Origin of the sequence: Serratia sp. AXJ-M (assembly GCF_046531865.1) — a bacterium.
Taxonomy (GTDB): Bacteria; Pseudomonadota; Gammaproteobacteria; order Enterobacterales; family Enterobacteriaceae; genus Serratia; species Serratia liquefaciens.
In genome coordinates this window covers 2551587-2578105 of sequence record NZ_CP059394.1, presented here as the reverse complement: position 1 = coordinate 2578105, position 26519 = coordinate 2551587, and the positions used below count along the sequence as shown (strand labels likewise).

General features: G+C 53.6%; 28 protein-coding genes and 1 pseudogene. 9 read left to right on the top strand and 20 right to left on the bottom strand.

What is annotated here, in order from left to right; translation table 11 throughout:
• The first annotated feature begins 14 nt into the window (after positions 1 to 14).
• Together H0S68_RS12115 and H0S68_RS12110 are read left to right on the top strand one after the other, a co-directional pair.
• Entirely contained in the window at positions 15 to 644 is a 630-nt protein-coding gene (locus H0S68_RS12115) for a transcriptional regulator (protein WP_020826941.1), read from the top strand.
• Between the two features lie 112 nt (positions 645 to 756).
• Positions 757 to 1722 carry a helix-turn-helix domain-containing GNAT family N-acetyltransferase gene (locus H0S68_RS12110; RefSeq protein WP_259218708.1) on the top strand — a complete coding sequence of 322 codons (966 nt, stop codon included), beginning with the start codon at positions 757 to 759 and terminating at the stop codon, positions 1720 to 1722.
• On the opposite strand, the pseudogene H0S68_RS12105 reads toward H0S68_RS12110, so the two are convergent.
• Together H0S68_RS12105 and H0S68_RS12100 are read right to left on the bottom strand one after the other, a co-directional pair.
• Positions 1694 to 2068, bottom strand: a pseudogene (locus H0S68_RS12105) (aldehyde dehydrogenase family protein); the annotation flags it as partial. The gene H0S68_RS12110 and the pseudogene H0S68_RS12105 overlap by 29 nt on opposite strands.
• On the bottom strand, positions 2068 to 2841 hold the full coding sequence (locus tag H0S68_RS12100) for an NAD(P)H-dependent oxidoreductase (RefSeq protein ID WP_410529430.1): 774 nt from the start codon (positions 2839 to 2841) through the stop codon (positions 2068 to 2070). The pseudogene H0S68_RS12105 and the gene H0S68_RS12100, both read right to left, overlap by 1 nt.
• Positions 2842 to 2926: 85 nt before the next feature.
• On the opposite strand from H0S68_RS12100, the gene H0S68_RS12095 reads away from it, so the two are divergent.
• Positions 2927 to 3823, top strand: a complete 897-nt coding sequence (locus tag H0S68_RS12095; protein WP_259218712.1) for a LysR family transcriptional regulator — start codon at positions 2927 to 2929, stop codon at positions 3821 to 3823.
• 130 nt (positions 3824 to 3953) lie between these two features.
• Here the strand turns inward: H0S68_RS12095 and H0S68_RS12090 are convergent, their stop codons facing one another.
• From H0S68_RS12090 to dsdC, 3 genes are all read right to left on the bottom strand, one after another.
• A complete protein-coding gene (locus H0S68_RS12090; protein WP_185959394.1) occupies positions 3954 to 6014 on the bottom strand; it encodes a TonB-dependent copper receptor in 2061 nt (686 codons plus the stop codon).
• 241 nt (positions 6015 to 6255) lie between these two features.
• A complete protein-coding gene (locus H0S68_RS12085; protein WP_232807747.1) occupies positions 6256 to 6639 on the bottom strand; it encodes a DUF2946 domain-containing protein in 384 nt (127 codons plus the stop codon).
• A gap of 354 nt (positions 6640 to 6993) precedes the next feature.
• Positions 6994 to 7938 carry a DNA-binding transcriptional regulator DsdC gene (gene dsdC, locus H0S68_RS12080; RefSeq protein ID WP_046373530.1) on the bottom strand — a complete coding sequence of 315 codons (945 nt, stop codon included), beginning with the start codon at positions 7936 to 7938 and terminating at the stop codon, positions 6994 to 6996.
• A 204-nt stretch (positions 7939 to 8142) separates the two neighbouring features.
• On the opposite strand from dsdC, the gene dsdX reads away from it, so the two are divergent.
• Positions 8143 to 9480, top strand: coding sequence for a D-serine transporter DsdX (dsdX, locus tag H0S68_RS12075; protein WP_258089664.1), 1338 nt, complete (start codon positions 8143 to 8145; stop codon positions 9478 to 9480).
• A gap of 170 nt (positions 9481 to 9650) precedes the next feature.
• Here the strand turns inward: dsdX and H0S68_RS12070 are convergent, their stop codons facing one another.
• Positions 9651 to 10877, bottom strand: coding sequence for an NADH:flavin oxidoreductase/NADH oxidase family protein (locus H0S68_RS12070; RefSeq protein ID WP_236591416.1), 1227 nt, complete (start codon positions 10875 to 10877; stop codon positions 9651 to 9653).
• A gap of 68 nt (positions 10878 to 10945) precedes the next feature.
• Here H0S68_RS12070 and H0S68_RS12065 point away from each other — a divergent pair, with 68 nt between their 5' ends.
• A complete protein-coding gene (locus H0S68_RS12065) occupies positions 10946 to 11344 on the top strand; it encodes a MerR family transcriptional regulator (protein WP_122079367.1) in 399 nt (132 codons plus the stop codon).
• 502 nt (positions 11345 to 11846) lie between these two features.
• Here H0S68_RS12065 and H0S68_RS12060 read toward each other — a convergent pair.
• The 3 genes from H0S68_RS12060 to H0S68_RS12050 form a co-directional block, all read right to left on the bottom strand.
• Positions 11847 to 12131, bottom strand: coding sequence for a hypothetical protein (locus tag H0S68_RS12060; protein WP_242501578.1), 285 nt, complete (start codon positions 12129 to 12131; stop codon positions 11847 to 11849).
• Between the two features lie 22 nt (positions 12132 to 12153).
• A complete protein-coding gene (locus H0S68_RS12055) occupies positions 12154 to 12360 on the bottom strand; it encodes a hypothetical protein (RefSeq protein ID WP_410529429.1) in 207 nt (68 codons plus the stop codon).
• A gap of 561 nt (positions 12361 to 12921) precedes the next feature.
• On the bottom strand, positions 12922 to 13752 hold the full coding sequence (locus tag H0S68_RS12050) for an alpha/beta fold hydrolase (protein ID WP_020826925.1): 831 nt from the start codon (positions 13750 to 13752) through the stop codon (positions 12922 to 12924).
• Positions 13753 to 13928: 176 nt separating this feature from the next.
• Here H0S68_RS12050 and H0S68_RS12045 point away from each other — a divergent pair, with 176 nt between their 5' ends.
• On the top strand, positions 13929 to 14333 hold the full coding sequence (locus tag H0S68_RS12045; RefSeq protein ID WP_128864881.1) for a MerR family transcriptional regulator: 405 nt from the start codon (positions 13929 to 13931) through the stop codon (positions 14331 to 14333).
• Between the two features lie 10 nt (positions 14334 to 14343).
• Here H0S68_RS12045 and H0S68_RS12040 read toward each other — a convergent pair whose 3' ends face one another.
• The 4 genes from H0S68_RS12040 to H0S68_RS12025 all read right to left on the bottom strand — a co-directional run bounded on the left by H0S68_RS12040 (position 14344) and on the right by H0S68_RS12025 (position 17400).
• The gene (locus tag H0S68_RS12040) at positions 14344 to 14733 is read right to left on the bottom strand and encodes a nuclear transport factor 2 family protein (RefSeq protein WP_262214970.1); all 390 of its coding nucleotides are present in this window, start codon (positions 14731 to 14733) and stop codon (positions 14344 to 14346) included.
• A 121-nt stretch (positions 14734 to 14854) separates the two neighbouring features.
• The gene (locus H0S68_RS12035) at positions 14855 to 15172 is read right to left on the bottom strand and encodes a hypothetical protein (protein WP_020826922.1); all 318 of its coding nucleotides are present in this window, start codon (positions 15170 to 15172) and stop codon (positions 14855 to 14857) included.
• 349 nt (positions 15173 to 15521) lie between these two features.
• A complete protein-coding gene (locus H0S68_RS12030; RefSeq protein WP_020826921.1) occupies positions 15522 to 15773 on the bottom strand; it encodes a CsbD family protein in 252 nt (83 codons plus the stop codon).
• Positions 15774 to 15903: 130 nt separating this feature from the next.
• Positions 15904 to 17400 carry a helix-turn-helix transcriptional regulator gene (locus H0S68_RS12025; protein WP_116690457.1) on the bottom strand — a complete coding sequence of 499 codons (1497 nt, stop codon included), beginning with the start codon at positions 17398 to 17400 and terminating at the stop codon, positions 15904 to 15906.
• Positions 17401 to 17635: 235 nt separating this feature from the next.
• Between H0S68_RS12025 and H0S68_RS12020 the strand changes: the two genes are divergently transcribed.
• Both H0S68_RS12020 and H0S68_RS12015 read left to right on the top strand, forming a co-directional pair.
• Positions 17636 to 18607 carry a hypothetical protein gene (locus H0S68_RS12020; RefSeq protein WP_129940613.1) on the top strand — a complete coding sequence of 324 codons (972 nt, stop codon included), beginning with the start codon at positions 17636 to 17638 and terminating at the stop codon, positions 18605 to 18607.
• 18 nt (positions 18608 to 18625) lie between these two features.
• The gene (locus H0S68_RS12015; RefSeq protein ID WP_041414564.1) at positions 18626 to 18847 is read left to right on the top strand and encodes a hypothetical protein; all 222 of its coding nucleotides are present in this window, start codon (positions 18626 to 18628) and stop codon (positions 18845 to 18847) included.
• 165 nt (positions 18848 to 19012) lie between these two features.
• On the opposite strand, the gene hchA is transcribed toward H0S68_RS12015, so the two are convergent.
• The 7 genes from hchA to hypA all read right to left on the bottom strand — a co-directional run bounded on the left by hchA (position 19013) and on the right by hypA (position 25716).
• Positions 19013 to 19888: a glyoxalase III HchA gene (hchA, locus tag H0S68_RS12010; RefSeq protein WP_046373535.1), complete on the bottom strand. Its 876-nt coding sequence runs from the start codon at positions 19886 to 19888 to the stop codon at positions 19013 to 19015.
• A gap of 108 nt (positions 19889 to 19996) precedes the next feature.
• Positions 19997 to 22063, bottom strand: coding sequence for a formate hydrogenlyase transcriptional activator FlhA (gene flhA, locus H0S68_RS12005; RefSeq protein WP_401422220.1), 2067 nt, complete (start codon positions 22061 to 22063; stop codon positions 19997 to 19999).
• An 88-nt stretch (positions 22064 to 22151) separates the two neighbouring features.
• The gene (hypE, locus tag H0S68_RS12000; RefSeq protein WP_261439550.1) at positions 22152 to 23165 is read right to left on the bottom strand and encodes a hydrogenase expression/formation protein HypE; all 1014 of its coding nucleotides are present in this window, start codon (positions 23163 to 23165) and stop codon (positions 22152 to 22154) included.
• Entirely contained in the window at positions 23162 to 24289 is a 1128-nt protein-coding gene (hypD, locus tag H0S68_RS11995; protein ID WP_201896382.1) for a hydrogenase formation protein HypD, read from the bottom strand. Before hypD ends, hypE begins: the two co-directional genes overlap by 4 nt.
• The gene (hypC, locus tag H0S68_RS11990) at positions 24273 to 24569 is read right to left on the bottom strand and encodes a HypC/HybG/HupF family hydrogenase formation chaperone (RefSeq protein WP_020826913.1); all 297 of its coding nucleotides are present in this window, start codon (positions 24567 to 24569) and stop codon (positions 24273 to 24275) included. The genes hypD and hypC overlap by 17 nt, the downstream gene beginning before the upstream one ends.
• Positions 24560 to 25354, bottom strand: a complete 795-nt coding sequence (hypB, locus tag H0S68_RS11985; RefSeq protein WP_410529428.1) for a hydrogenase nickel incorporation protein HypB — start codon at positions 25352 to 25354, stop codon at positions 24560 to 24562. The genes hypC and hypB overlap by 10 nt, the downstream gene beginning before the upstream one ends.
• A gap of 17 nt (positions 25355 to 25371) precedes the next feature.
• Positions 25372 to 25716 carry a hydrogenase maturation nickel metallochaperone HypA gene (gene hypA / locus H0S68_RS11980; protein WP_130015745.1) on the bottom strand — a complete coding sequence of 115 codons (345 nt, stop codon included), beginning with the start codon at positions 25714 to 25716 and terminating at the stop codon, positions 25372 to 25374.
• A 261-nt stretch (positions 25717 to 25977) separates the two neighbouring features.
• On the opposite strand from hypA, the gene hycA reads away from it, so the two are divergent.
• The gene (hycA, locus tag H0S68_RS11975; RefSeq protein ID WP_020826910.1) at positions 25978 to 26445 is read left to right on the top strand and encodes a formate hydrogenlyase regulator HycA; all 468 of its coding nucleotides are present in this window, start codon (positions 25978 to 25980) and stop codon (positions 26443 to 26445) included.
• Positions 26446 to 26519 lie beyond the last annotated feature (74 nt).

Here is a 26519-nt window from a genome sequence, read left to right as displayed (position 1 = left end):
GGAGTAACAGCAGAGTGCTGAAAACCACGTCCCAATTAGAATTATTGCAGTCGGTTGCCGACGGCATTGCAGCGCTGTTTTTTCCCAATGTGGAAGTGGTGATACACGATCTCTCTACCAATAAGGTGGCGTACCTCGCCAATAATCTGTCGAAACGCAAACCGGGTGACGATGCCGGTTTGGAGGATTTTGACATCGACAGCGAAGGTCAGGTGACCGGGCCGTACGAGAAACTCAACTGGGACGGCAAGAAAATGCGTTCGGTGAGCATTGCCGCGAAAGACGAACAGGGCGTTCCCCGCTACCTGCTGTGCATTAATTTGAGCACCGCGACATTTGAAGACGCCAGAAATGCGCTGGATATGTTCCTGTCGGTCACCCGTTTGCAGCCTCAGCCACAGCAGTTATTCAAAGACGACTGGCAGGAGAAGATCAATACCTTCCTGCACGAGTGGATCCGCCAGCAAAACGCTTCATTGGGTTCATTGAGCCGTGAACAGAAAAAGCAGTTGGTGATTGACCTGTATAACGAAGGGGCGTTTAAAGCCAAAAGCGCCGCCGACTATATCGCCAACGTGTTATCCCTCGGCCGCGCCACGGTTTACAAGTACCTGAAAGAGTTAAAAAAGGGCGAGAGCGCCTAAAAAACCTGAGCGTGCCTGTTGACGGGCCGCTGTCTTGTAAGACTCATGCCCCTTTGCACTGCTGAATAACTCTGATATGGTTGTACAATACAACCATATCAGAGTGCCGATCATGTCAACCACCCAACCAAGTCCGTATTTACACCCGATCAGGGATGCGTCGCGCCATTTGGTGCGTGAGCTCGGCTTTATGGGCAATACCCTGGCAGGAACCGAACTGCCGCCATCGGCGGTGCATGCGTTGATTGAAATAGGCGATCGCCAGGTTGATACCGCCGCCGAGCTTTGCAATGTACTTAACCTGGAGAAATCCAGCGTCAGCCGCATGTTGAACAAGCTGATCAAAGCCGGGGAGCTGGAAACGCAGGTCAGCCCGCGAGATGCCAGAGAGAAGATCCTGCGGCTGACGGCGCAAGGACGAGAAACCCTGGCGGGCATCAATCGTTTTGCCGATCGTCAGGTGCTTACCGCGCTGGAGCAGTTGCCGGCAGACGCCAGCGTCAGCATCGCCAATGGGCTGCAGAGCTATGCCACAGCGTTGCGAGCACATCGCCTGGGAGAAACGCCGGTTGCTGCAGCGCCCATCGAGATTGTCAGCGGCTATCTGCCGGGGTTCACCGCCAGAACGCTGGAAATGCACATGCAATACTATTCCCGCACCGTGGGTTTCGGCGCCTTCTTCGAAGCTACGGTGGGCGCGGCATTGGCCGATCTGGCCGGGCGTTTGTCGAATCCATTAAACCAGACCTGGTCCGCGCTGAAGGGCGATCGCATTGTCGGCTCTGTATCGATTGATGGTGAAAGCTTGGGGGACAACCGTGCTCACTTGCGCGCATTTATTATCGATGACAGCCTGCGTGGCAGCGGTATTGGCCGCCAGTTGCTGAACCGGGCGGTCAGTTTTTGCGATGAGCATGCCTTTGACGAAACCCATCTGTGGACCTTCAAAGGGCTGGATGCGGCCCGGCATCTTTATGAAAGCGTCGGTTTCGTGCTTGCAGAAGAGCAGCCGGGCACACAGTGGGGGCAATTGATGACCGAACAGCTATTTATTCGCCGCCCAGTTGCCCCAAATTGACATACTGGGTCTCGAGATACTCCTCGAGCCCCACATCCGCGCCCTCACGGCCCAGGCCAGACTCTTTGACACCGCCAAAGGGCGCCACTTCAGTCGAGATAATGCCCTCATTGATGCCCACCATACCGCTTTCCAACTGGCGCGTGACACGGAATGCACGCGCCAGATCGCGAGTGTAGAGGTAGGCGGCCAATCCGAAAGGCGTGTCGTTAGCCCGGCGAATCACTTCCTCTTCGGTATGGAAACGGAAGCAGGCTGCCAGCGGCCCGAAAGTTTCTTCATGCGCCAACCGCATCTGTTCATTGGCGTCGGCCAATACCGTGGGTTGGAAGAAGGTTCCATTAATTATTCAATATGCGCGCTAAAGCCCTTACGTCCGGGAGCAATATCGGGTTTCAGCGTCAATGCCGGGATCTCGTACTCGCCCGCATTCTGCCTACGGAAGGGAATAGGCGAGGTTTGCTCCAATTCATCGAGGCGTTGCCCCAGTGCGTTACAAGCCTCGGCAAAGCGCGCTTCATCGACCCGCCCAGTGCGATAAAGAACAAAGGGCGGCAGCACCTCGAAACCGGGATAATGCAGGATGCCATGTTGAATAGGGAACAGAATGTCATCGATCGGGCCATTGATGCCGCGTTGCGCATAGTGCGACTCCCATCCGCCGGTAGTGACAATCAGCATCGCGCGTTTACCGGCGAGGGTACCTTCACCATAACGATCCCCCCAACGGACGTCAGAGTGTTCGCCGACGCCATAGGCAAATCCGTAGGCATAGACGCGTTCAACCCAGCCTTTAAGGATCGCCGGCATCGAAAACCACCACAGCGGGAACTGCAAGATCACCGTATCGGCCCACAGCAGCTTTTCCTGTTCCAGTTCAATATCTTTGCTCTGTAACCCCTGAGCAAAAGCCTGCTGGGAATCGAGCGACGGATTGAAACGATTACCGGGTTGGGCCGTACTGTCATTGGCGTCGAGCGTCGCTTTCCATTGCATGACATACAGATCGGAAACTTGCACCGCATGGCCGGCAGCTTCGAGCCGCTGTACTGAAAAATCCTTGAGTGAACCATTTAATGACTGCGGTTCAGGGTGGGCGTAGACGATTAAAACGTTCATTGTGGAACCTCCATTGATTGATGGAGGCAGGTTAGGCTGCTGCAAGGTATATTAGAAATGAATTTCTAATATTACAGGTATTAGCATGAATAATATCAGACGTCTGGATCTTAACCTGCTGGTCACGCTGGACGCCTTGCTTTCAGAGCACAACGTTACCCGGGCGGCACAACGTTTAAACTTCTCACAACCTGCGGTCAGTGTGCATCTCGCCAAACTCAGAGACATCTTTAACGATCCGCTGCTGTTGCCGGGGCCACGAGGAATGCGGCCCACCGCACGCGGCGACGAGTTACGTGAACCGCTGCGGCAGGCACTTGAAGCACTGGAACAAGCGGTGTCACCTTCATCGCCCTTTGATCCCAAAGTGGCTGAAAATACCTGGCGCGTAGCGGCTTTTGACTATGGCGAGTCAACCATTGTTCAGCCGGCGTTGATGGGCCTGCGGGCTGCGGCACCGAACAGCAGACTGGCAGTGATCGAGACAGTGCCTTCACGCATCGCCAGGCAGGCGGAGCAGGGTGAGATAGATTTGGCCTTTCATACCCGTGAAGGGGCTCCAGCCCATTTGCGACAACGAATTTTGTTTAGCGAACGCTACGTGCTGGTGGGACGAGCCGGACACCCAGGCTTGCAAAAACCACCTTCACTGGCTGAGTTTTGTGAGCTGGAACATGTGATGGTTTCGCCGGACGGCGGGGGCTTTTTCGGCATCACCGACAAAGTGTTGGCGGAAGCCGGTTTGACCCGGCGAGTGGTGCTTTCCGTACCGCATTTTCTGTTTGTGATGTCGGTGTTGGCAACCTCAGAGCTGGTGGCCATGCTGCCGTCACGTCTGGTACGCAATAATAGCGCGTTGCAGGTGGTGGAGCCGCCCGTCGAGCTGCCGGGCTTCGAGATGACCATGCTATGGCATGAGCGTGCCCATCGCGATCCGGCGCATCAATGGCTGCGAGAGCATATAGTCTCGTCGGTTGCATAAAGATATCTGCACGGTTTCAGGCATGTGGGCGGCTGTATTTCAGCAAATTGCCCGTGAATAACAAAATCAGCGCGCGGAGCAATAACAAACATGGGGCGGTGGCATGCATACACCGCCCCATAGCACCTGGTTAGAAGGTGACATTCACCTTGGCCCACAGGGTGCGGCCCGGTTCATTGACCGACGTATTCGACGAATAGCCGAAGGTACTGTTACCTGCCAGATTCAGGTGTTCGCTGTAGGTTTTATTGAGAATGTTATCCAGGCCGGTGCTGAGCTTGACGTGCGAGTTCACCTTATAAGCCACATTGGCGGACAGCACGCCAAAACCCGGGCTGTCGGCAAAGTCTTTACCGACCACGTTGCCCTGATTGATGGCTACGCGGTGCTGGCTGCTGACCACACGCCACAGGCCGGTGCTGCTCCAGTCGCCTCGTTCGTAGGTCAAACCAAAGCGAGCCTCCAGCGGTGGGATTTGCGGCAACGGCTGGTTGTCGCTGGTGTTTTTTCCCCAGGCATAAGCCAGGCTGGCATCGGTCTTCCAGTGTTCGGTCAACTGGTAACCCATACCCATTTCACCGCCCATGATGGTGGCGTTAACGTTATCGGCCTGGCTGATACGGGCGTGATGCGGATCGTATTTGAACAAGATAAAGTCATTCACATGGCCAACATACGCCGATACCCAGCTGTTAAATCGCTTATCGGTATATTGAGCACCGATATCGATCTGCGTGGTTTTTTCACTCTTCACGCTGTCAAACGCACTCTTGTTGCCGCCAGGCCCAAATGTCGGGGAGAACAGCTCCCAATAGTCGGGGAAACGCTCGGTATAGCCGATCCCTGCGTACAGCATCAACGGCATGCCGGCCAATGTGTGCTCAATACGGCTAAATCCGCTAGGCAGCGTATCGGAACGCTCAGTATCGTTGCCAGTTTTGTAGTTATCCACCAGGGTACGATCGAGGCGAGCACCGCTGATGATCTTGCTCTGTTCGGTCGCGCTCCAGGTCAGTTCACCAAAGGCACCGTAGTTATGGAACTGCGCATCCTCTTGCCAGGCGTTACCCCGTTTGTTGCGATGCGTGTTGGTCTGCGTATCCATACCGCTTTCCAACTTAAAATCTTGCCACAGCCAGGTACCCATCACTCGACCGCCGACGGTGCGACGATCCAACTGCATGGTCATGCCGGCGTGCATAGGCATCCCCATGCCCATGTGTCCCATCGCCATGCCGCCTTGGCCGGGTGAACGCAGGGTGGTGTTATCCATAATATGGTTGGCGTAGTTGTAATACACCTGGGCTTCCAGCTTGTCGAACACCTCGCCAATATTGGATTTTTCTACCCGCATGCCCAGACTTTCGCGCTTGAACTGCGAACCATCCATGCTGCGCCCGGCATAGCGCGCTTCACCATTACCCCGGCCCATGGTCACTTCCAGCAGGGTATCGGTGTCCGGAGTCCAACCCAGTGCCAGATCGCCATTCCATTTGTCCCAGCGAGAGGGCACGCGATCGCCATTGCCGTCCTGGTAATCATGAGAGCGTGATTTATTGCCCATCAGGCGCAGATAACCTTGTTCACCGCCCAGGCTGGCATCAATGTTTTCATCCCAACGGCCGTTGGAACCGGCCAGCATGCTGGCGTTGCCTTTGATGCCTGGTTTATCAAACTGCGGACGCTCTCGTTCAAAGCGCACCGTACCGGCAGAGGATCCTGCGCCCCAAAGCACCGTTTGCGGCCCCTTGGTAATCGTCAACAGGTCATAACTTTCTGGTGAAATATAGGAAGTCGGCGCGTCCATTCGTGAAGGACAGGCACCCAACATTTCGCCACCGTCGGTCAAAATTTTCAGCCTGGATCCAAACATGCCGCGAAACACCGGGTCGCCATTGGTGCCGCCATTACGGATCTGTGAGAAACCTGGGATAGTTTTCAGATAATCAGAACCGTCGCTGGCAGGCACTGGCTGGCGAGGGGTTTTCGGTGAGGTCACTATCGTCATCGGCGAATAGAGCGGTGCGGTGACGGTGATCACGTCGCCATCATTGGCCTTTACCGCTACTTCATGCTGGTGCTGTTGTGCAGCATGAGCATTGAAGCCCGCCAGGACAAACAGCGGCATAGCCGCAGTAATATGCAGGGAGAGAGGGCGCTTCTTATAATTGTTGGTTTTTCCGAACATCATCGTTCCTTAATGTCAATTTTGACGCTAAAAATACTTTTACATCGCAACAGCCGGTTATTTAGGCGCAGTGAAACCCGGAGCATCATGCCGCCGTTAATAAGCTTTGGCCCGGTTTGGCGTGAGAATAATGCCAACAGGGTTGCGATGTTTATTGAGTGCAGTGGGGAATTCCGACAGGCGTAAATAACCCGCCCGGTTGAATAGTCTCAACAGGAATAATTTGGCTGCAGTCTATTTATTTTTAAATCAGCGGAAGCGATGCTGGTGGAGCGCGAGGTTGGGACTCGGAGTGGATCACATGGGCGAATAGCGGGAAGATATAATGCAGCGGAGGGGCGCGCGACAACAGCGAACCAGACCAGAATAGCGGTGAACTGGCCAAGTCTAACAAGGGGACATGGATCAGCAATACACAGTAACCACAGGCGCTGTCATCCATCATCATCGCCATATTATGGCTGCCGGTCTGCATGGTCATCGTCATACTTTGTGCGCCAGGCTCTGGCGGCGGATGATGGCCATGTGCAGACATATCCATGCCGCAGTCTGTCATTGCGACCGTTTCAGATTGCCCCACGCGCGCATGCTCCAGCGATCGAGAGATCACCGGGGCGATGAACAACATCAGGATCGCAAAAATCCCCAGACAGGCCGGGAGATGGCTTCGCGATGTGGCAGTCCGAATTAACGACACATATATCCTAAAACAGTGCAAAATTAACGGACGGAATTGTACTGTTTTATGCTGCAAATGTTAAAACATTTTCTACATGGTTGGGTTATTGATAAAAGAAATTGCCGTTTGGTTCACGTTATCAACCATTTTAACTGTTTGGATATATTGTGAGCGCGTGGAATTAATAATACTAACAGCAAGAGTGGTGATATATCCCGCTTGGCTGATTTTTTTGCCACAATCGCTGTTGCTCTTTTCAGCGGGATAATAAGGAATTCCAGGCGCTGGGTGAATTGATATTGGTCATTCCAACGGCAATTCACCTAGCGATTTTAACCAAACGATGAAGGCATCAATTTTTGGCCACTGGCGGTCGGAAAGCGTTGATACATAATAGTGCTGATCGCATTTCAGCTCCATTTTGGGCAATGGCGCAACCAGCTCGCCGGTACTGAGTTGCTTGCGGATAAGTCGCTTACGGCCCATGGCAACGCCAACGTGGTTCACTGCCGCAGTGACGGCCAGATCGGAACGATCGAATCCTATTCCCGGCGAGGTATCCAGATTGACACCGAAATGTTGAGCCCAGCTGTGCCATTCATCCGTACCAGAATCATAGCTCCAGGCCTGACGATCGTGGAGCAGGGTGCAGTGTGAGAGGTTGCCGGGAAAATTGACCAGCTCAAATTGGGCTGCATATTCCGGGCTGCATACGGGAATAATTGCCTCATCCATCAGGTATTGGTAATGAAGCTGTGATGAGGGAGTCGCATCAAAATAAACGGCCAGATCAATGCCTGCCCGCTGGAAATTGACGTTTTCATTGCCAGTCAGAATAGTCAGGTTGATGGCGGGATAACGGCGAGAAAAATCGGCCAGGGCCGGCACGATCCAACACTGGGCGATCGACGGCCGGGAGTAAACCGTCAGGGAGCCTGACAGCGCCTGGTTCTTGATATCCAATATTTCCTGGTTCAGGGTACCCAATGATGTTTTTAACGCCCAAAAAACCCGTTCACCTTCAGCGGTGAGTTCAACTTTCCGATGAGAACGAATAAACAACTTTAAGCCGAGATTTGCTTCCAGTTGATTAATGGTATGGCTTACCGCACTGGGGCTCACCGACAGTTCATCCGCCGCCATGGCGAAAGACTCGTGTCTAGCCGCCACTTCAAATGTAAACAGCCGTGATAGCTGCCAGCCATTAAGCGATCGGTGCTGACCCGTTAGCAGATGGTTCCCCGACATATTTCCCCCTGAAAGTAAAAAAACTGTATTTTACGCATCAGTTTGGTGAGTAAAGTTGATGCATGTCGCTAAATTGCACCATTTCTTGGCGCAAGTCACTCGTTTGATTCTGTTTTACTCATGTGAGGTGAGATTTTTATCGTTTGTCACCGATCGTCGTTTTCCTGTCCAATAAAGACAATTCAATGACAGGGGATATGGGCCATGGATTCACACATTTGGGTTGCCGGCACGCTGATCGCCAGTATTGCACTCATCATTTTGACCATCGTAAAGTTCAAGTTTCATCCTTTTTTAGCGTTGTTGTTAGCGAGCTTTTTTGTCGGTGGCATGATGGGGATGGGCCCGATTGATATGGTCAATGCCATAGAAAATGGCATTGGCAGCACGCTAGGATTCCTGGCCGCGGTGATTGGGCTGGGCACCATTCTTGGCAAGATGATGGAGGTTTCCGGTGCGGCAGAACGCATTGGTATCGCGCTGCAGCGCTGCCGCTGGCTTTCCGTCGATGTCATTATGGTATTGGTAGGCTTGGTTTGCGGCATCACACTGTTTGTCGAAGTGGGCGTGGTGTTATTGATTCCATTGGCTTTTTCCATCGCCAGAAAAACCGGCACCTCGCTGCTTAAACTGGCCATACCGCTTTGTACTGCATTGATGGCAGTGCATTGCGTCGTTCCTCCACATCCTGCGGCGCTGTTTGTGACCAATAAACTGGGTGCAGACGTAGGAACGGTGATTGTTTACGGACTTCTCGTCGGTTTAACGGCGTCTCTGGTCGGCGGGCCGTTGTTCTTGAAAATACTGGGGAAACGCTTGCCGTTTAAGCCGGTACCGCCAGAATTTTCCAATCTGACCGTACGAGAAGAACATGAGCTGCCTTCGCTGCGGGCAACGTTGTTTACGGTGCTATTGCCGATTGTGCTGATGTTGGTGAAGACGGTAGCGGAGTTGAACCTGGCTAAAGAAGGGCGTCTGTTTGGCCTGATGGAGTTTATCGGCAACCCGATTATCGCCATGTTCATTGCCGTGTTTGTGGCCTATTACGTTCTGGGCATCCGCCGTCATATGGGGATGAGTACGCTGTTGCGCCACACGGAAACGGGTTTTGCTTCTATAGCCAATATCTTGTTGATCATCGGCGCGGGCGGGGCCTTCAACAGCATATTGAAGAGCAGCGGCTTAGCGGACACCCTGGCGTTAATGCTTTCCAACCTGCATATGCATCCGATCTTGTTGGCATGGTTAGTCGCGCTTATTCTTCATGCGGCAGTGGGCTCCGCCACCGTTGCCATGATGGGAGCAACGGCCATTGTCGCACCAATGTTAGCGCTCTATCCTGACGTCAGCCCGGAGATCGTGACCATTGCCATAGGCTCTGGCGCTATCGGTTGCACCATAGTGACCGATTCATTGTTCTGGCTGGTGAAACAGTATTGCGGCGCAACGCTCAATGAAACGTTCAAGTACTACACCACGGCAACCTTTATCGCTTCGGTGCTGGCTTTAGGGATGACTTTTTTACTTTCATACATTATCTAAATCTAAGCCAATCCTTTTGCGGCAATCGTGAGCGAGTACTTTCCATGGCTTACGATTGCCATTGCCGCCTCACAGAGAGGGTAACTCTACGCTTCACCCGATAAGCAGGGCAAAGCGATCGAATTTTATGCAGTTTATTTTTGCTGACAGGGCGCACGTAACGAGATGGCTTAGGCCCGCTGCTGGCGCCATTGACGATAACGACGGGTGATGCGCTTGGTACGTAACTGGTTGATGATTAATGTAAACAGGGGGGAATAACGGCTGGCGCGAGTACGCCCTTCGCCCAGTGCGCGTAAGCGGCGAGTGACCAAAGCCATTCGTGCCAAGCCTGCCATGGTTTTATTTTCCCATGTTACCGGTTTTGGCAGCGCATAAGGTTCATTACCGGCTTTCCACTGGAGCGGCAGGTCAGGAACCTGTGCCATGGCTGTTGCTATACCCGCCACGGCGACACCGCTATCCAACACCTGCTGCGCCACGGACTTACGGGCGATACCTCCCGTTGTCATCACCGGCATGTGGGCGACGGCGGCAAGATCGCGGGCAAACTCCAAAAAATAGGCTTCGCGCGCCAATGTGCGTCCATCCGCGGCGTTACCCTGCATCGCTGGGCTTTCGTAGCTGCCTCCTGACAGTTCAATCAGGTCGACTGGCAATTCATTCAGCAACAAAATCACTTGTTGCGCATCTTCTTCAGAGAAGCCACCGCGCTGAAAATCAGCCGAGTTCAGCTTGATCGAAACGCAAAAGCTTGGCGAGACACGTTCACGCACTGCTCGCACGACCTCTAACAGCAAGCGAGCACGATTAGCCAGGCTGCCACCCCATTGATCGTTACGTCTATTGGTCAAGGGAGACAAAAATTGCGAGAGCAGATAGCCGTGTGCTGCGTGGATTTGTACGCCAGTAAATCCAGCCTGTTCGGCAGCATAAGCGGTGGTAGCAAAACGTTCGATCACCTCATCGATCTGCGCCTGGCTCATGGCCGTCGGTTGTGCGAATAACTTGCTGTGCTTACCCATTTCCACGGGAACGGCCGACGGTGCCCAGGCTTCGCCCCCCATACTTGCCATGACCTGGCGGCCAGGATGGTTAATCTGCATCCAAACCTGCGCACCGTTCTGGCGTGCGGATTTGGCCCAAGCGGTAAAGGGGGCAAGTGGGGTATTGGCCTCAAGAGCCACGCCACCGGGCCCCGTCATTGCACGACTGTCGATCATGACGTTACCGGTAATAATCAGGCCAACACCACCTTGCGCCCAACTCTGGTATAAACGATACAATGCCGGGCCAGGCACTTGGCCGACGTCGGCCATGTTTTCTTCCATCGCGGCTTTTGCCAGGCGGTTGGGAAGGACGCTGCCGTTAGGCAGGGTAAGCGGGGTGAACATCATGGCGGATCCTTAATCAACAAGAGAACCCGTGTATACTAAGATTAAAGTTAACTTTAAGGTCAAGCGAAATGAAAATAGGGGAATTGGCAGAGCGTTCGGGTCTGGCCGCATCGGCAATACGTTACTATGAGCAACAGGGATTACTGCCTAAGGCATCGCGCAGCGCCAACGGATATCGTGTTTATAGCGAGACCTCGCTGGAGCGTTTGCATCTTATCCAGATCGGACAAAATCTGGGTTTTGCACTGGATACGATCCGCGGCGTGCTGTCGCTGGAAGGAATGGCGTACCAGGACAGCCTTATGCAGAAGCTTGATGCGCGGCTTGAGGAGATTGATCGCATGATGGCGACGCTGAGTAAACAGCGGGAAACGCTGCAGGACACCAAGCGCAAGCTGAATGAATCGGGATTACAGGGCATATGCCCAGATAAAAGCAGTTTGGTTAAGGTGACAATGTCACGGTGAGTGAGGTGCGAGTTGATGTTTCTTTCCCAGAATTGCTGTATACGCAGTATGAGTTCAAACGCTGATCCTGTTTCATATTAGTGCACCGGCCATGGATGTCATTAGGCCACAATTTGCGATGTACGATCACCAAGATGAGAACTGCCATAATCCTGTGCTTGAAGAAGGTTATCTGTTCTGGAAAACATCGGCACAAGGGAAATGCTTTAATGCACTGTGACAAAACTGGTGAGAAGAACTCAGTGTGAATTTGGTTTTCATAGCGGAGAGATTCCGGATGAAACATTGAGTGTTTGAATCAGCATGGCATTAAGCGTAAAGCATCGGGAAAACGGGATATGAATAAAAGGCCATGGTAAAGCCCAAAAGCTCAGATTCTACGTAGAGTTACTTGGGTGCGCATAATGTATATTATGTTAAATTGCATATTAAGATAGCTGAACCCTTAACCTGACTACCCGCCCCCAAGGGTTTTCTTTCTGTAGAACCTGTTCTTTCATCATCATTCCCAGTTTTCCTTTTCGTAAGGTTTTAGCCAGTTCTTTTCAGTTACAGGCACTCGTTCACCATTAAAGGTATACGTACAACAACGGCATCGAACCGGGACGTCTTCTGCAGTGAATTCAGGATTAACCTTCTGCAGCAATCCTTGCTCATCGATGCAAAGCCCGCTGTAGTAACTCGATTCGCCATAACGTACGTAGCTGCTCCAATTTTTACGCTGTAATGCAACCAAATAAAAAATCGGCTCTTCCTTATCCAGTCGACTTATTGCTTCACGATGCACATCAATCCACGGTTGCCCAACGTTACGCAGCAAAAATTTGAACAACGGCGTTGTAATCAATACCTTGTTGCATTCTGCCGTGCATGCCTTCTCGCATCGGTAAGTTCTCATCAATCGCGTGTTTCTTATGGCGCTGCCAGCGGTACTCACCACCATGGCGGATTGCTCCCCTTGCAGTAGTGTTCTCCCTGCGAAAAAGCATTTTCGGCCTGCCTTTCTTAAACATCATCCTTTTTCCCTGTTTTATTTTGATCGCGCTACGCGAAATCTGAGAAAACCTGGCAGCATTTCCCTTGCAGATTTCACCAAAATGCACTGTTTAACTGGCATTAAATCGACCAATATATCTGCATATTCACCCTGAGTTGGGCAGCATTAAAGCACAAATCAGTAGCCCTGACGTAAAACAGATCCTCTTCCTCGTTGATGATGAGCGATTATGCCATGAGTAAAACCCGCGGATATCCGCTCACCGGTGAGCTGTTTACCAGGATAATTTGTCGCTGCGCTGTCCATGCTTTCTTAGACATCGCTAAAAATCTCAGTTCAGTATCCGGTAAATCATCATTCTAACAAAAAGAAAATAACATCATGTTTTACATGCAGTTATCACTATCATTTGAACTCAACCCCTCTCAAACTCTATTTAACATAACGCAATAATTGTGACATTGTCACTGCATTCCAACCTTTTTTCCCCCTGCCACTCGTAGGCGCTGCCAAAGTGATATCGGGCGACAGGCCCCTCCAGCAGGAGCCTGTTTTTTTCACGAGAACCGTGTTTCCCGCATCAGCTATTTACAAAGGCCAGTAGATCGCTGTTGACCCGATCAGCATGGGTCGTAGGTATGCCGTGCGGCGCACCTTTGTAGGTAATAAGCTTACCGTTTTTGACCAACTTGGCCGAGAGCACGCCTGAATCTTGGTATGGAACCACTTGATCGTCATCGCCGTGGATCACCAAAACCGGGATGGAAATACGCTTGAGATCGTCGGTGAAATCAGTCTGTGAGAACGCGACGACGCCGTCATAATGAGCCTTGGCGCCGCCCATCATGCCTTGCCGCCACCAGTTCCAGATGACCGCATCCAACGGCTTGGCGCCGGGCCGGTTGTAGCCGTAGAAAGGTCCCGCGGGAACATCGTAATAGAACTGCGCCCGATTGGCGGCCAGTTGCGCCTGGAAATCATCAAATACCGATTTGGGTGTCCCTTGCGGATTACTGTCGGTTTTCACCATCAACGGCGGCACAGCACTGATCAGTACGGCTTTCGATACCTTATCCTCACCATGACGCGTGATGTAACGCACCACCTCGCCCCCGCCCGTTGAGTGACCCACATGCATGGCACCTTGCACGCTCAAATGTTTCACTACCGCAGCAACGTCGTCCGCATAGTGATCCATATCATGCCCTTCCGATACTTGACTGGAACGACCATGGCCACGTCGATCGTGCGCAACAACGCGGAATCCTTGGTTTACGAAGAACAGCATCTGGGCATCCCAATCATCGCTAGACAGCGGCCAGCCATGATGGAAAAAGATGACTTTTCCATCTTTTGGTCCCCAGTCCTTGTAGAAAATGTCAACGCCATCGCTAGTGGTTACGTAACCCATATCAATTCTCCCATTCAGCAATTAGTCAAAGGGTAATGCTTTTCTCGGCCACGCGCAGGAAAGGCCGGTTCCGGACCTTGCACCCGAAAGCGGATTTGCCTTCGGTCCTGCGTTGACCGTTTAGAGAGTATAGGTTTAAAGTTAGCTTTAAGGTCAATAGGGGTTTTTCGAACGGTATGAAGATTGGGGATTTGGCAAAGGCAACGGGGCTCTCTCCCTCCCGGATTCGTTTCTACGAGGCAGAAGGCTTAATCAGCCCTCCTCCACGTCAAGGCAATGGCTACCGAAACTACGCACCCGAAGTTGCAGGTGTACTGAAGATCATCGATAACGCCCAGCAGGCAGGCTTTTCGCTTGAACAAATACGTCAGTTCCTGCCGCACAATCAAGCGGGCTGGGATCACGAAGGGCTGATCCATTCCCTCAATACCCGCGTAGCCGAGATTGAGCAACTACAACAACAACTTAAGGAGAGCAAAAAAGCAATATTGGCTATGATCGCCAACCTCAAAAATCGGCCGGAGGGTATTTCCTGTGGGGACAATATGCAACGGTTGATAGGCCTGATGGAGGATCCGTAACTACATGGATTCACTCTGCCGTTGGCGTTCCCTGATGGAACCGCATCTGCCAATGGTCATCGTTCTCGCTCGACGATCGCAGCCAGATCGAAGAGCGCAAAGTACTGCGGGTCACGTTGCCGTCGGCACTGCGTTGAAAACTTCTGTAGGTTAGTAACACCACTCCTTCGGCAATAGTGGACAGCTTGAAATTTTCGGCATAAATAGGCGCCTGGCCAGTTTCTTCCTGCAATGCCGCAATGGTATGCCTTTTGTTGTAGCGCTGTCCCGAACGGCCGATCTCTTCAAAATCATCATGCAACAGTTTTTCCACCGTAACCGAATCGTTTCGCAGCAGTGGCTGATGCAACATCGTTTCCAGAGACTGGATTTTGGTTAACAACGCTGTGGAATGGCTCAAAGCGCCCTCCTTATTGGCACTGCCTGACAGGCCAACAAGGTTGGCCCGTGATAGACAGGTCTGAAAAATAGAGTGGGATTGTCGCCTGCGCTCAGTGTTCGGCAGGCTGGCAGAACAAGAATTAGCGCGCCAACTCCACGCCATCCAGTTCGGAAATCGCGAGACAGTAAACCTCTGTGAGAGCATCCACGGTATAGGCGGTATTGGCCGGGATCATAAACATTTCATGGGACTGCAGGGTTTGGTCGCCGATCTTAAGCTCACCGGACAGGACCATCAGTTTGACCCAGCCCGGATGCAGGCGGGCTGACTGGTGACTGCCAGCATCAAGTTTCAACAGCGCCGTGTGCCCATGTGCCTCGCGTTTCAAAATATGGTAATACACCCCATCGTAAGGCATTTTATCGTAGTGCAATGACGCCAGTGTTCTTTTATGCATGATAGTTCCTCGTAACCTGTGAGTCGTTGTCTGCTCGGTTGCAACATCAAGAGGCAATAGGTTCCTCACTGACCTTTACTCTGCTCCCGAAAGCACATGTTCCGTCAACATCTTTGCAAACTGATTATACTGGCCACTGATGCACAATGCGGGCTGATATTCGCATCTTTATTCAGAGCCTGTTAATAAATATATAGAACCTATGGCTCAGACGCAAAAAACGAGGGGGAGTAAAAGAGGCTTTTTTGTCACAAAATACAATGTGCAGTGGCGCGGGGAAAGCATTCGCCCGCAGGATGCGGGCGAGTCAGGCTGGGGTTTATTTGCGGTAATCAGTCAATCCACAGCCTCAGCGGCGACGTAGCAGCAGGCCTGCCAACAGGCTCACGCCGGCAAAAATCGCTACCGTAGTGAGAGGTTTCTTCTTGACCAGATCGCTGACGCAGCTAACAGCATCGCCATATTTTTCTTGTAGTGCGCCGGCAACGTAGCGGGTAGATCCCTCAGCCTGCAAACGCTCATCGCCGGTAACATCACCGGCCACTTCCTGCGCCTTGCCTACCACTTTATCCATCACGCCGTTGATTTTATCGCTGTTCATTCTGCACTCCTGAGTGAGGTTTGTTTCGACGTTTGCATAGTGCAAATGCCTGCCTTGTCTCACGATAGTAAGCCGTTGATGAACCGCTCATAAGGTCAATTTGCAGGGGATTGGTCAGTGCATTTGCACCCTACTTTCCATTTTTAGATGACCGTTCACCGGCAAACAGCCCCCGCTCTCTGGCCCAGACGATGGCTTCGGCGCGGCTATGGACGTCGAGTTTGGAATAGACCGTCGCCACATGATTACGCACCGTATTCGGGGCAAGATTAAGGCGTGCGGCGATCTTTTTGTCCGGCAGCCCCTCGCAAATCAACCCCAATACGTCGCGCTCGCGGGCGGTAAGATCGGTGAAGGAAAACCCCGCCAGGTTAGGCTTATTGATACTTTTCACATTGGCCAGTTTTTCGAGCAATGTCTGGCTAAACCAGGAAGCGTCTTGCATGACTTCCTCGATGGCAGCCACCAGATCAAGTTCAGAGCGTTTGCGTTCGGTAATATCCATCAGTACCAGGAGATAACAGCGGGCATCCTGAATGCTCACGGCATCCGCTGAAGCCACGCAGTCGATGGTTTCATTGCTCTTTTTGCGTATTTTAAGGTCTTGATTCTCGACGTTACCGCTTTTTTCCAACGTGGCAAATAACCGCCGGCATTCCCCTTGCCCATCGATAACATTGATCTCTTCGACCGTCTTGCCGATTAACTCCTCGGCGGCGTATCCGGTGGTTTTTATAAAGGCCTCATTGATGTCCAGCACCCGCTGCTTGTCCGCCGTGCACACCAGCGTGGGCACCGGACTTAAACGAAAGGACTTCGCAAACCGCTCTTCACTCTCGCGCAGCGCCGACTCCGCCTTGCGACGAGGTTCGAGGTCGGTAAAGGTAAACAGCATGCAATCTTCTTCATTGATGTCCAGCGGCTGGCCGGCGACGATCACCAGCTTGGTTCCGCCGGCCGGCAGCTTCAGCTCGGCCTGCATCTGTGGAATGGTCGCCCCTTCGCTCAGCAATTGCACCGCTTGTTCCTTGCGTTCCGCCTGTTCCAGCACGTCCAGCGCATACACCGAAGTGCCCATCACCTGATCGCGTGTATAGCCCGTCATATCGAGGAACCCCTGGTTGACCTTTATGTAGCGCAGGTCGCTCAGGCTGCAGATCACTGCCGGTGCCGGGTTGGCGTTGAACGTCTTTTCAAAACGTTGCTCGGCACTGGCCCACTCGGTGGCATCACTCAGGATCAAAACCAGCAATTCGGCTTGCCCTTTACTGTCGGTGATCACCAGGCTACGTAAACGGTGAACCCACAGGTACTCCGATTCGCTGGCGGGCCGAACTTCGACCAGTACGTCGCTGAAGGTCTCGCCGTTGGCGGCCCGGTTAATCGGATACTGTTCCGGCGTCAAAGGGTGATTGTTGCGATAACGCAAGGCAAAGCGCTCCGCATATTCACCGCCATTGGCACCCAGCTCACTCAACTTGCTCAACCCATGCATGCTCAGCGCTGCCTCGTTAGCCCACAGAATGGTCTGGTCGACCTCGGCCAGGATCACCCCTTCCGACAACCCTGAGATGATCTGTTGTAGCTGGCTACGGTTAGTTTCGTTGGCAAGGATGGACTGACTCATGTTTTCTCCAAAAGACGAAGTGGCTTGGCCGCCTGACGGCGATCGAAGTGCCTAATAGTGGCGCTGTTCCCAACAGCATAGTGCGTAACAGGTGCATTCGCGGGGTGTGAATGCACTAGCTTTGTCGGTGCAAATGAACCGGGACGGTCAGTGGTGCCAAGCGGCAGACTGATTCTGTCGGCGCGGCCCTGTGCTGTGCGTACAACCACTTGTTTAGTCAATATAAGGAATAACAATGACCACTGTCTATGAATCCAATCGCTTTGCGTTTCACGTTTCATGGGGTTCGGTATTGGCCGGGAGTGCCATGGCGTTGGTGACCTATCTGATACTGAGCGTGCTGGGCACGGCCATCGGCGCTTCGGCCGTGGATCCGTTGCATGAGGGCAACCCTCTGAGTGGCTTTGGCACGGGCACCGGGATCTGGTTGTTTGTCACTACCCTGGTCTCGCTGGCGGCTGGTGCATTTGTCGCCGGCAGAACTGCGCCAAACCGCGGCGGTTTGCACGGTCTGTTGAGCTGGGCAGTGACCACATTACTGACGACCTGGCTGGTGATTTCTGTGGCGAGCGGCGTGGTCGGCCTGGCCGGTAGCGCCGTCGGCAAGGGGCTCTCTTTGGCCGGCAACGGTATTGCCGCCGCAGCGCCGGGCATTGGCGAAAACGTCAAACAGCAGTTAGACAAGAATGGCATCAGCCTGGATTGGAGCAGTTTGGAAAACCAGTTAACCACCACCCTCAAGCAAAGCGGCAAGGCTGAGCTGGACCCGTCCAAGCTGGAACAAAAGAGCGATAGCGTCGCTGCGGATGGTAAGCAAACCGCTACTGATGCAGCCACTGACCCAACCCAGGCAGCTGCAGAGCTCAAGCAATGGTTTGAGCGCGTCAAGCAATCCGGTGAGCCTACCCTGAATGCGGCAGATAAGGATGCGCTGGTGAATATCGTCGCAGCCCGTACAGGCAAGAGCCGTGCAGAAGCGACCCAGATCGTAGACAACTATGCCCAGGCTTATCAGCAGGCGGTACAAAAGGTCGACCAGCTGAAGGCGCAGGCCGAGCAAAAAGCCCGCGAAGCGGCAGAAGTGGCGGCCAAACAGGTATCACGCGCGGCATGGGGTTCATTGCTGATCCTGCTGTTGGGCGCGGCGCTCAGTTTTGGCATCGGCCGCATCGCCATGTCAACCCGTCGTCCCCTGGCTGTAGGGTAATGAATAATGGATGTTTCAATGAATAGAAGGTTGTCAGGTATCTCATTGAACTATCGAAAAGTGGTGGGTGCTTCGGTCCCCGTACTGGTCATCGATTTCTTCAATGAAAAAAACGAGCGTTACACTCTGCGTTATAACTTGCCACCGGACACGCCGGAACGGACAGAGCGCCGCGTATCATTGCTGCTGCACCTGCTTCGTAAACAAAAGCCGATGGATATCGGTGACGCAACGTCATAAATCTCGTTGAATCTGCTCAACCCGCGCCTGCTGGCGTGGGTTGAGCCTTAATCACTCCCCCTCTGAATAATATCGTTTTTTCGTCGTCAGATTTATTTCACCCTTGCAGATGCCAGGGCAAAACAGAACGCCGTTCTTAAACCTATGTCGCGTCACTGACGCCGTTCATCGAGCCGCAACGTCGGCAAGCAACGTCTCTGCGGCCAACTTACCCAGATTGTTGGAGGCCAACGGGCTGTCGCCGGTCAACAAACGACGGTCTTTGTGGACTTTCCCGGTGATGTCGCTGTTGAGGATCTTGACGCCCAGTTCGCGAAGGCGTTCACCGACCAGCCAGGGCATTGGGCCCGGAATATAACCGATATCGATATTGGCGCCGGTATCTAGCGAGTCGGGGAACACACAGATCTCGTAACCGCGATACAAGAAGTTTTCCTTGTCCTCACCCAAACCCGCCGCCAACAATCCGGCAGGCCCGTGGCACAGTGAAATCACGTAACGGTCGTTGTCATGCGCCCAGAACAGCGCTTTTTTCACGTCTTCGCTGAAGGGAATGTCGTTAAGTACCCCATGACCGCCCGGGATAAAGACACCGATATAATTACCCGCATCCAAGTCCTTCACTACCTCAGTCAGCTTTTTCGGTTGCTTGAGCTGACGGCGATATTTCTCATAGGTGGCCTTGACCGCCGCATCCTCACCAGGGAATGCCCACATCTCAAGCTTTACCGGGTCGCCGGATGGCGTTGCAACGTCGATTTCGAATCCGGCAAGATCCATGTGGTGCATGGGCAATAACATCTCCACAGGATGGTTCCCGGTAGAGAAAAATTTTCCGTTTTGCATCATCAGATAGCGTTCCTGAGACGCAATCATCAACACCTTCCACTTGCCGCCTTTATAAGGCGCAGGATAGTGGGCGCCGTCAAAATCCGTCTTTGCCGACGTGTATTTACTCAAAGAGTAAGGTGACGGAAAGAACGCATTTTCTTCAGCGGCATCAGGGGCAGGATTACGATCTTCGGATGGTAAGTTAGTCATGATGATCTCCTTATGTGCGATTTGCATTGCAGCTTTAGCTTAGGTAACTCAGCCTAAAGCCGCAATGAGGGATATTCCTCATTAGCTGCCCCTAACCCACGCGGCGCTTCACTTAACCAAAATCCCCCATTTCTTCATGCGTGAAAGCAGCGTGGTGCGTTTCAGTCCCAGGCGCTGAGCGGCGCCGCGTGGGCCGGCAACCACGCCGTTGGTTTCCTTCAGCACCCTGATAATCTGCTGGCGCTCATCTTCCCCTGGCTGACTGGGCTCCGCTTTGGGAACCGGGAGCGCCATCGATGGGACCGGATATTGCAACTCAGGCAGTTGCAGGTTAAGCACCGTACCACGCGTCAGCAGTACCGCACGTTCGATGACGTTCTCAAGCTCGCGCACGTTTCCCGGCCAGGGCATTTGGCTCAGCAGGCGCAAGGTTTCCGCCGGGATACTGTCGATGGTACGTTTCATACGGCGCGCAATTTTGTAGGTCAGAAACTTCACTAACTGTGGGATGTCTTCCGGCCTCTCACGCAATGGCGGAATAACGATCGGGAAGACGTTAAGCCGATAGAAGAGATCGCTGCGAAACTCGCGGTCGGCCACCATCTGTTGCAGATCCCGGTTGGTCGCGGCAATCAGGCGCACGTCCACCGAAATCACCTTGTTACCGCCAACGCGCTCGAACTCCCTCTCCTGCAGTACCCGCAGCAGTTTCGGTTGCAGCTCTACGGGAATTTCGCCTACCTCATCCAGAAACAGCGTTCCCTTGTCCGCCAGTTCAAAACGCCCCATTCGTTGATTGGTCGCCCCGGTAAATGCCCCTTTTTCATGACCAAACAGATCGCTTTCCAGCAATCCGGCCGGCATGACTGCGCAGTTCATTTTCACCATGCGCTGATCGCGTCGTTCGCTGAGGTTGTGGATGGCACGGGCTATCAGCTCTTTACCGGTGCCGGTTTCGCCGAGGATCAGCACCGAACAGTCGCTTTTCGCTACCATTTCCACCTGTTTGAGCACGGCGGACATCACCACGCTGCGGCCGACAATCTCGCCGAAGTCCGGGTTATTGCCGTTAATCTGCTCGGTCAGATACAGGTTCTCATGCACCAGGCTCTCTTTGAGCCGGTTAATTTCCTGATAGGCCAGCGCGTTATCCACCGCAATCGCGATACGCTCGGCGATCTGCTGCAACACCCGCAGGTTGGCAGCGTTGAAGTTGTCCGGCTGACATTGCGCCAGCTTGAGTACGCCCAGGGTTTTGTTGCCGAAAACTAACGGCAGTACGCACAGCGTTTGAATTTGCTCATGCCAGAGATCGAACAGCTGGCGCTCATAGGCCGCCAGCCGGTCGGAATGCTTCAGATTCAACAGCAGCATTTCACCGCTTTGCATCACCTGTTCCGACAAGGTGCCCGCCAGCGCTACGCTGTACTGCTGACGCTCAACCACGTCATCTTGCAAATAGTGGGTGGAATAAATGGTGACCTGTTCGGTTTTATCGACGCAAAGTACAATGCTGATCGCGTCGATTTTGAAGAAACGGTGAATTTCCTTTGAGATCTCACCGATCAAATCATCCAAATCGAGTTTCGACAGCACCGCGTTGGTCACGTCGACCAAAATACGATAATCATCTCGTTCATGGCGCAATTGCCGTTGACGGAGTTCCGCCTCCTCCCGCAGCTGGAGCTGCTCTGCCGCCAATGCCACCAACTCCATCAGTGTCTGCAACTGCACCAGGCTGGCGTCGGCGAACGGCATCGGGTGACAACGTAACACTTCACAACCGCCAATCAGGGTACCGCCTGCATGCAGCGGCATCAGGCAATACTGATTAAAGGGTAAATACAGCGCCAGAGCCCCGATTTGCGGATAGCGCGCGTGCAGATCATCGCTCTGCCAGCGCTGTGGCAGCGGGCTTTGTCGCAGCCGACTTACCGGGCCATTTGCCAGCAGGGTCTCATCCTGATAGCTCACCGGCTGTCGATGTGCATCCAGGCCATAAAAGCTGACCCGTTCGCTGTCGGGGTCAAACAGTACCAGCGTGACCTGATCCGCCAATTGCAGGCGTTGCAGTATCTGACGCAGTTGCAGCAACAGATCGGTGAAACTGCGCTGGCTCAGCAGCGTGCGGGTAATTTCCAGTAGTTCTTGTTTTTCTAATTGTGCATTCGACATTGTTTATCACTTGCCTGAGTCGCGATGAAGATTTGTGAGTCACATCGCAAAGTGTAACGCAGGGCCGCGACGTTCTCCCCCGACGGGATCAACAAATCCGCGGCAAAGGCTCGGCATGCGGCAAATCCAACAGGCGGCTGATGCCATAAGCACCCTGCAGCCTTACCTGTCGCCCCTCCGTCACTGTACCAATCAGCGCCGCATCCGCGCCCAATGGGTGAGCACGCAAGGCACTGAGCACGTTCTGTGCGGCTTGCGGTGCGGCCACGACCACCAGTTTTCCCTCGTTGGCAAAATTAATGGCGTCCAACCCCAGCAATTCACAAATGCCACGCACTGCCGGGGCGATCGGCAACAGGCTTTCTTGCACCTCGATGCCCACGCCGGCCGCACGGGAGAACTCATGCAAAATGGCATTCACCCCGCCACGGGTCGCATCACGCATCGCCCGCACACCGTCAATGGCACGCAATGGCTCAATTAACGGCGTTAACACCGCACAGTCGCTGATCACGTCCAGAGACATACCCAACTTTTCGCGCAGGTTGAGAATAGTTGCCCCGTGATCCCCGAGGGTGCCGCTGACAATCACGGCATCGCCGACGCGGATATTTTGCGCCGCCCAGTTCAGACCGGACGGGATCACCCCGATACCGGCGGTATTGATAAACACTTTGTCGGCTGCGCCACGCTGCACTACCTTGGTATCCCCGGTGGCAATGCGAATACCGGCCTGCTGCGCGGTGGCGGCCATCGAGGCGACCACGCGTTGTAACTCGGGCAGCGGCAAGCCTTCTTCGAGAATAAAGCCGCAGGAAAGATAGCGCGGCAACGCGCCGCTCACCGCCAGATCGTTGGCCGTACCGCAGATGGCCAGCTTGCCTATGTCACCGCCCGGAAAGAAAATCGGGTCAATCACGTAACTGTCGGTGGTAAACGCCAGCCGATCGCCCTGCTGCGTTAACTCGGCCAAATCCAACCGGGCCTGATCTTCACGCTGATCCAACTGCGGGTTGGCAAAGGCCGGCAGGAAAAGATCGTCCAGCAATTGCTGCATGGCAGCACCACCGCTGCCATGAGCCATAGTAATCACGTTATTCATGCCGGCGTCTCCTCTGTTTCACGGCGATATTGGTACCAGGCGGCGCAGGCCCCTTCGGACGAGACCATCAGCGCGCCAAACGCGTTTTGCGGCGTACAACCGCGACCAAACAACGGACAGTCGCGCGGTTTGCATCGCCCGGTGAGCACGTCTCCGCAGCGGGATCGCGGATCGTCAGCCACTTGCCGCCGCTGCGGACGGAAACGACGTTCGGCATCAAAAGCCTGGTAGCCTGGCGTGAGGGCAATGCCTGAGTTGGCAATGGTGCCCAGCCCGCGCCATTCGCTGCCGCCTCCGAGGACAAAAACTTCGCTCATCGCCTGCTGTGCCAGCCGGTTGCCCTGTTCCGGTACCACCCGCCGGTATTGGTTTTCTGTTTGGCTTTGTCGGCCAAGAAACTGCTCGACCAGCATCAGCACCCCTTGCAAAATATCCAGTGGCTCAAAGCCGGTTACCACCAGGGGTTTGTGGTATTGACTGCTGATAAAATGATAGGGCTTGGTGCCTATCACCATGCTGACGTGGCCGGGTGCCAGAAAACCGTCAATGCGTACATCCGGCTGTTGCAGCAGGCTGCGTAAGGTGGGGATCAGGCTGATGTGCTGACAAAATACGCTGAAGTTGCCCAGGCCTTCCTGCCGGGCCTGTTGCAGGGTAATCGCCGTGACCGGCATGGTGGTTTCAAAACCCAACGCGAAGAACACCACCTGCCGTTGCGGATTTTGCCGCGCCAGCATCAGGGCATCCAGCGGTGAGTAGACCACGCGCACGTCGGCCCCGCGCTCGCGCGCCTGCAGTAAAGACCCCTGCTGTCCTGGCACTCGCAGCGCATCGCCGAAGGTGCAAAAAATCACTTCGGGGTGCTCGGCGATTTCGCAGCAGGCGTCGATGCGCCCCATAGGTAAAACGCAAACCGGGCAGCCGGGGCCATGAATGAATTCGATTTGCGCCGGCAGCAGCTTATCCAGGCCAAAGCGGAATATCGCATGGGTATGGCCACCACACACCTCCATGATTTGCAGCGGTCGTTCGGCGGTAAACGGCAACTGTGCGGCGCGGTGCCAGATATGTTGCAGCAGTTTCTTCACCCGCTGCGGATCGCGAAATTCATCTACGTAATCCATGGTTATCCTCCCCCGCCAAAAACAGCGCCACGTCCTGTTCCACTTCCCCCATCGCCTGCAGTGCTGCCAGCATATCCTCGGCCTCTTGTTGATCGAGGCGGCTCATCGCAAAGCCCACGTGAATCAATACCCAACACCCCAGCATCGCTTCTTTGGGTTCCCCCTCCCGGCAAACCAATGCGATATTCACTTCTCGCTGCACGCCGCAGACGTCGGCCCAGGCGTGCTGAGGCTGGTGTTGATCCAACGCCACGATCTGCCCGGGGATCCCTATGCACATAGCTGTCGCTCCAGCCAGGCCAACCACTGATCCATCCCTTCCCCCTGAGTCGCAGAAAGGGTAATTATCTCGATGTCGGGATTAACCTGACGGGCATTGGCGATACAGGCGGCCAGATCAAACTTCAAGTACGGCAGCAGATCGACCTTGTTCAGCAGCATCAGACGTGCGGCGGCGAACATATGCGGGTACTTGAGGGGCTTGTCTTCCCCTTCAGTGACCGACAGCACCGCCACCTTGTGCCGCTCCCCCAGATCGAAGCTGGCTGGGCAAACCAGGTTGCCGACATTTTCGATAAACAGCAGGCTGCTGGGCTTGAGATCCAGACGCTGGGCGGCTTCGTGAACCATTTGCGCATCCAGATGACAGCCTTTGCCGGTATTGACCTGGATCGCCGGCACGCCGGTGGCGCGGATACGTTCGGCATCGTTGGTGGTTTGCTGATCTCCTTCCACCACCGCGCACTCACGCATCCCGCGCAGCCGCAGCAGGGTTTCGGTCAGCAAGGTGGTTTTGCCAGAACCGGGGCTGGAAACCAGATTCAACGCCAGGATGTGTTGCTCGGCAAAATACTGGCGATTACGTTCGGCCAGACGATCGTTTTTATCCAACACCCGGGTTTCTATTTCCAGCATTCGCCGCTGGCTGATGCCAGGCGCATGAGTGCCCGCCAATCCCAGTCCATAATGCAGGTCCCCCTGCAGAGGCCGCTGCGGGCGAAACGGTACCTTTGCTTGCCCTTCAATCGTCATTTCCCCATGGGCACAACCGCAAGTGCTGCACATGTTCTTTCTCCTTTCAGTTATTCAATTTCCAGACGTTTTATTTGCAACCCATCATCGGCCTGCACCCGTAGGTTTCTTCCGGCGCAGTGCGGGCAGACCAAAACCTGCGGGATCAACAGCTCGACGTCAGCCTGGCAGTCATAACACCAGGACAAGGCGCGTTGTTCAGTCAGATGCAGCTCACAGCCTTCGGCCAGGGTGTCACGACATACCATGTCAAAACAGAACCGCAGCGATTCCGCCTCCACGCAGGAAAATGCGCCAACTTCGAACCACACCGCGGTAATACGTTTCGCACGATGTTGACGAGCCTGTTGCTGCATTATTTCCATCGCATGTTGGCACAAGGTTATTTCGTGCATCCGGCCTCCACTCAGGGTGATAAAACGTTTCGTCACCCTGCGTTGCAAATATGGTGCCAAAACCCATTTGGCATATTTGTCGAGTGTCATGACGTCGACAGTAATTAGCTGGCGCCCCCCAATCAAATTTAAAGATTAATTCCAACCCTGATGATTGAATTAAAAGGAAATAATGAAAATCACCAGAGACTGGCACGCTTTATGCTTTAAGTCGTTCACCCGAAGCGATTCGACAATGACCATCAATTTTGAGTGACGACAATGAGTACTATCAGTGAAGTAACCAGCCAGGCCGATTATATCGCCAACAAAAGCAACCGCCTGATGGCGCAGTGGCAAACCTACCACAGCACCTTAATCAAAGCGGTTACCACCACTAAAAAGAAGATTAATCATCAGTTTACTTACGGTCAGGACGACGATCTGCGTTTTGTACTGTTCAACCACTTCACGGTGAGCATTCAATTAAGTGAGGGGTTTTACAGCCGTGATATCTGCTATCGCATTAATTTGGCATCGCCGCATGAAGCGGAGAATTTCGCCCCCTTCGCCCATGCCTCGCTGGATGAAGACGGTAATATTGACGGTGTAATAAACAATCGCGATATGCCGGCGGTATTTGAACATTATCTGGATAAGATCGCCGTTATTTACCAATGCCTGTTTGATTCGCTGCATGACGGCCACGCCATTCATGACGCACTGAAAAAAATAACCCTGTCCGTCTGACTGTCGGCGTTACTCACTGACAGAAAACTGTCGAAACGTCATTTTTTACTGACGATTTCGTCATAAATGACGAA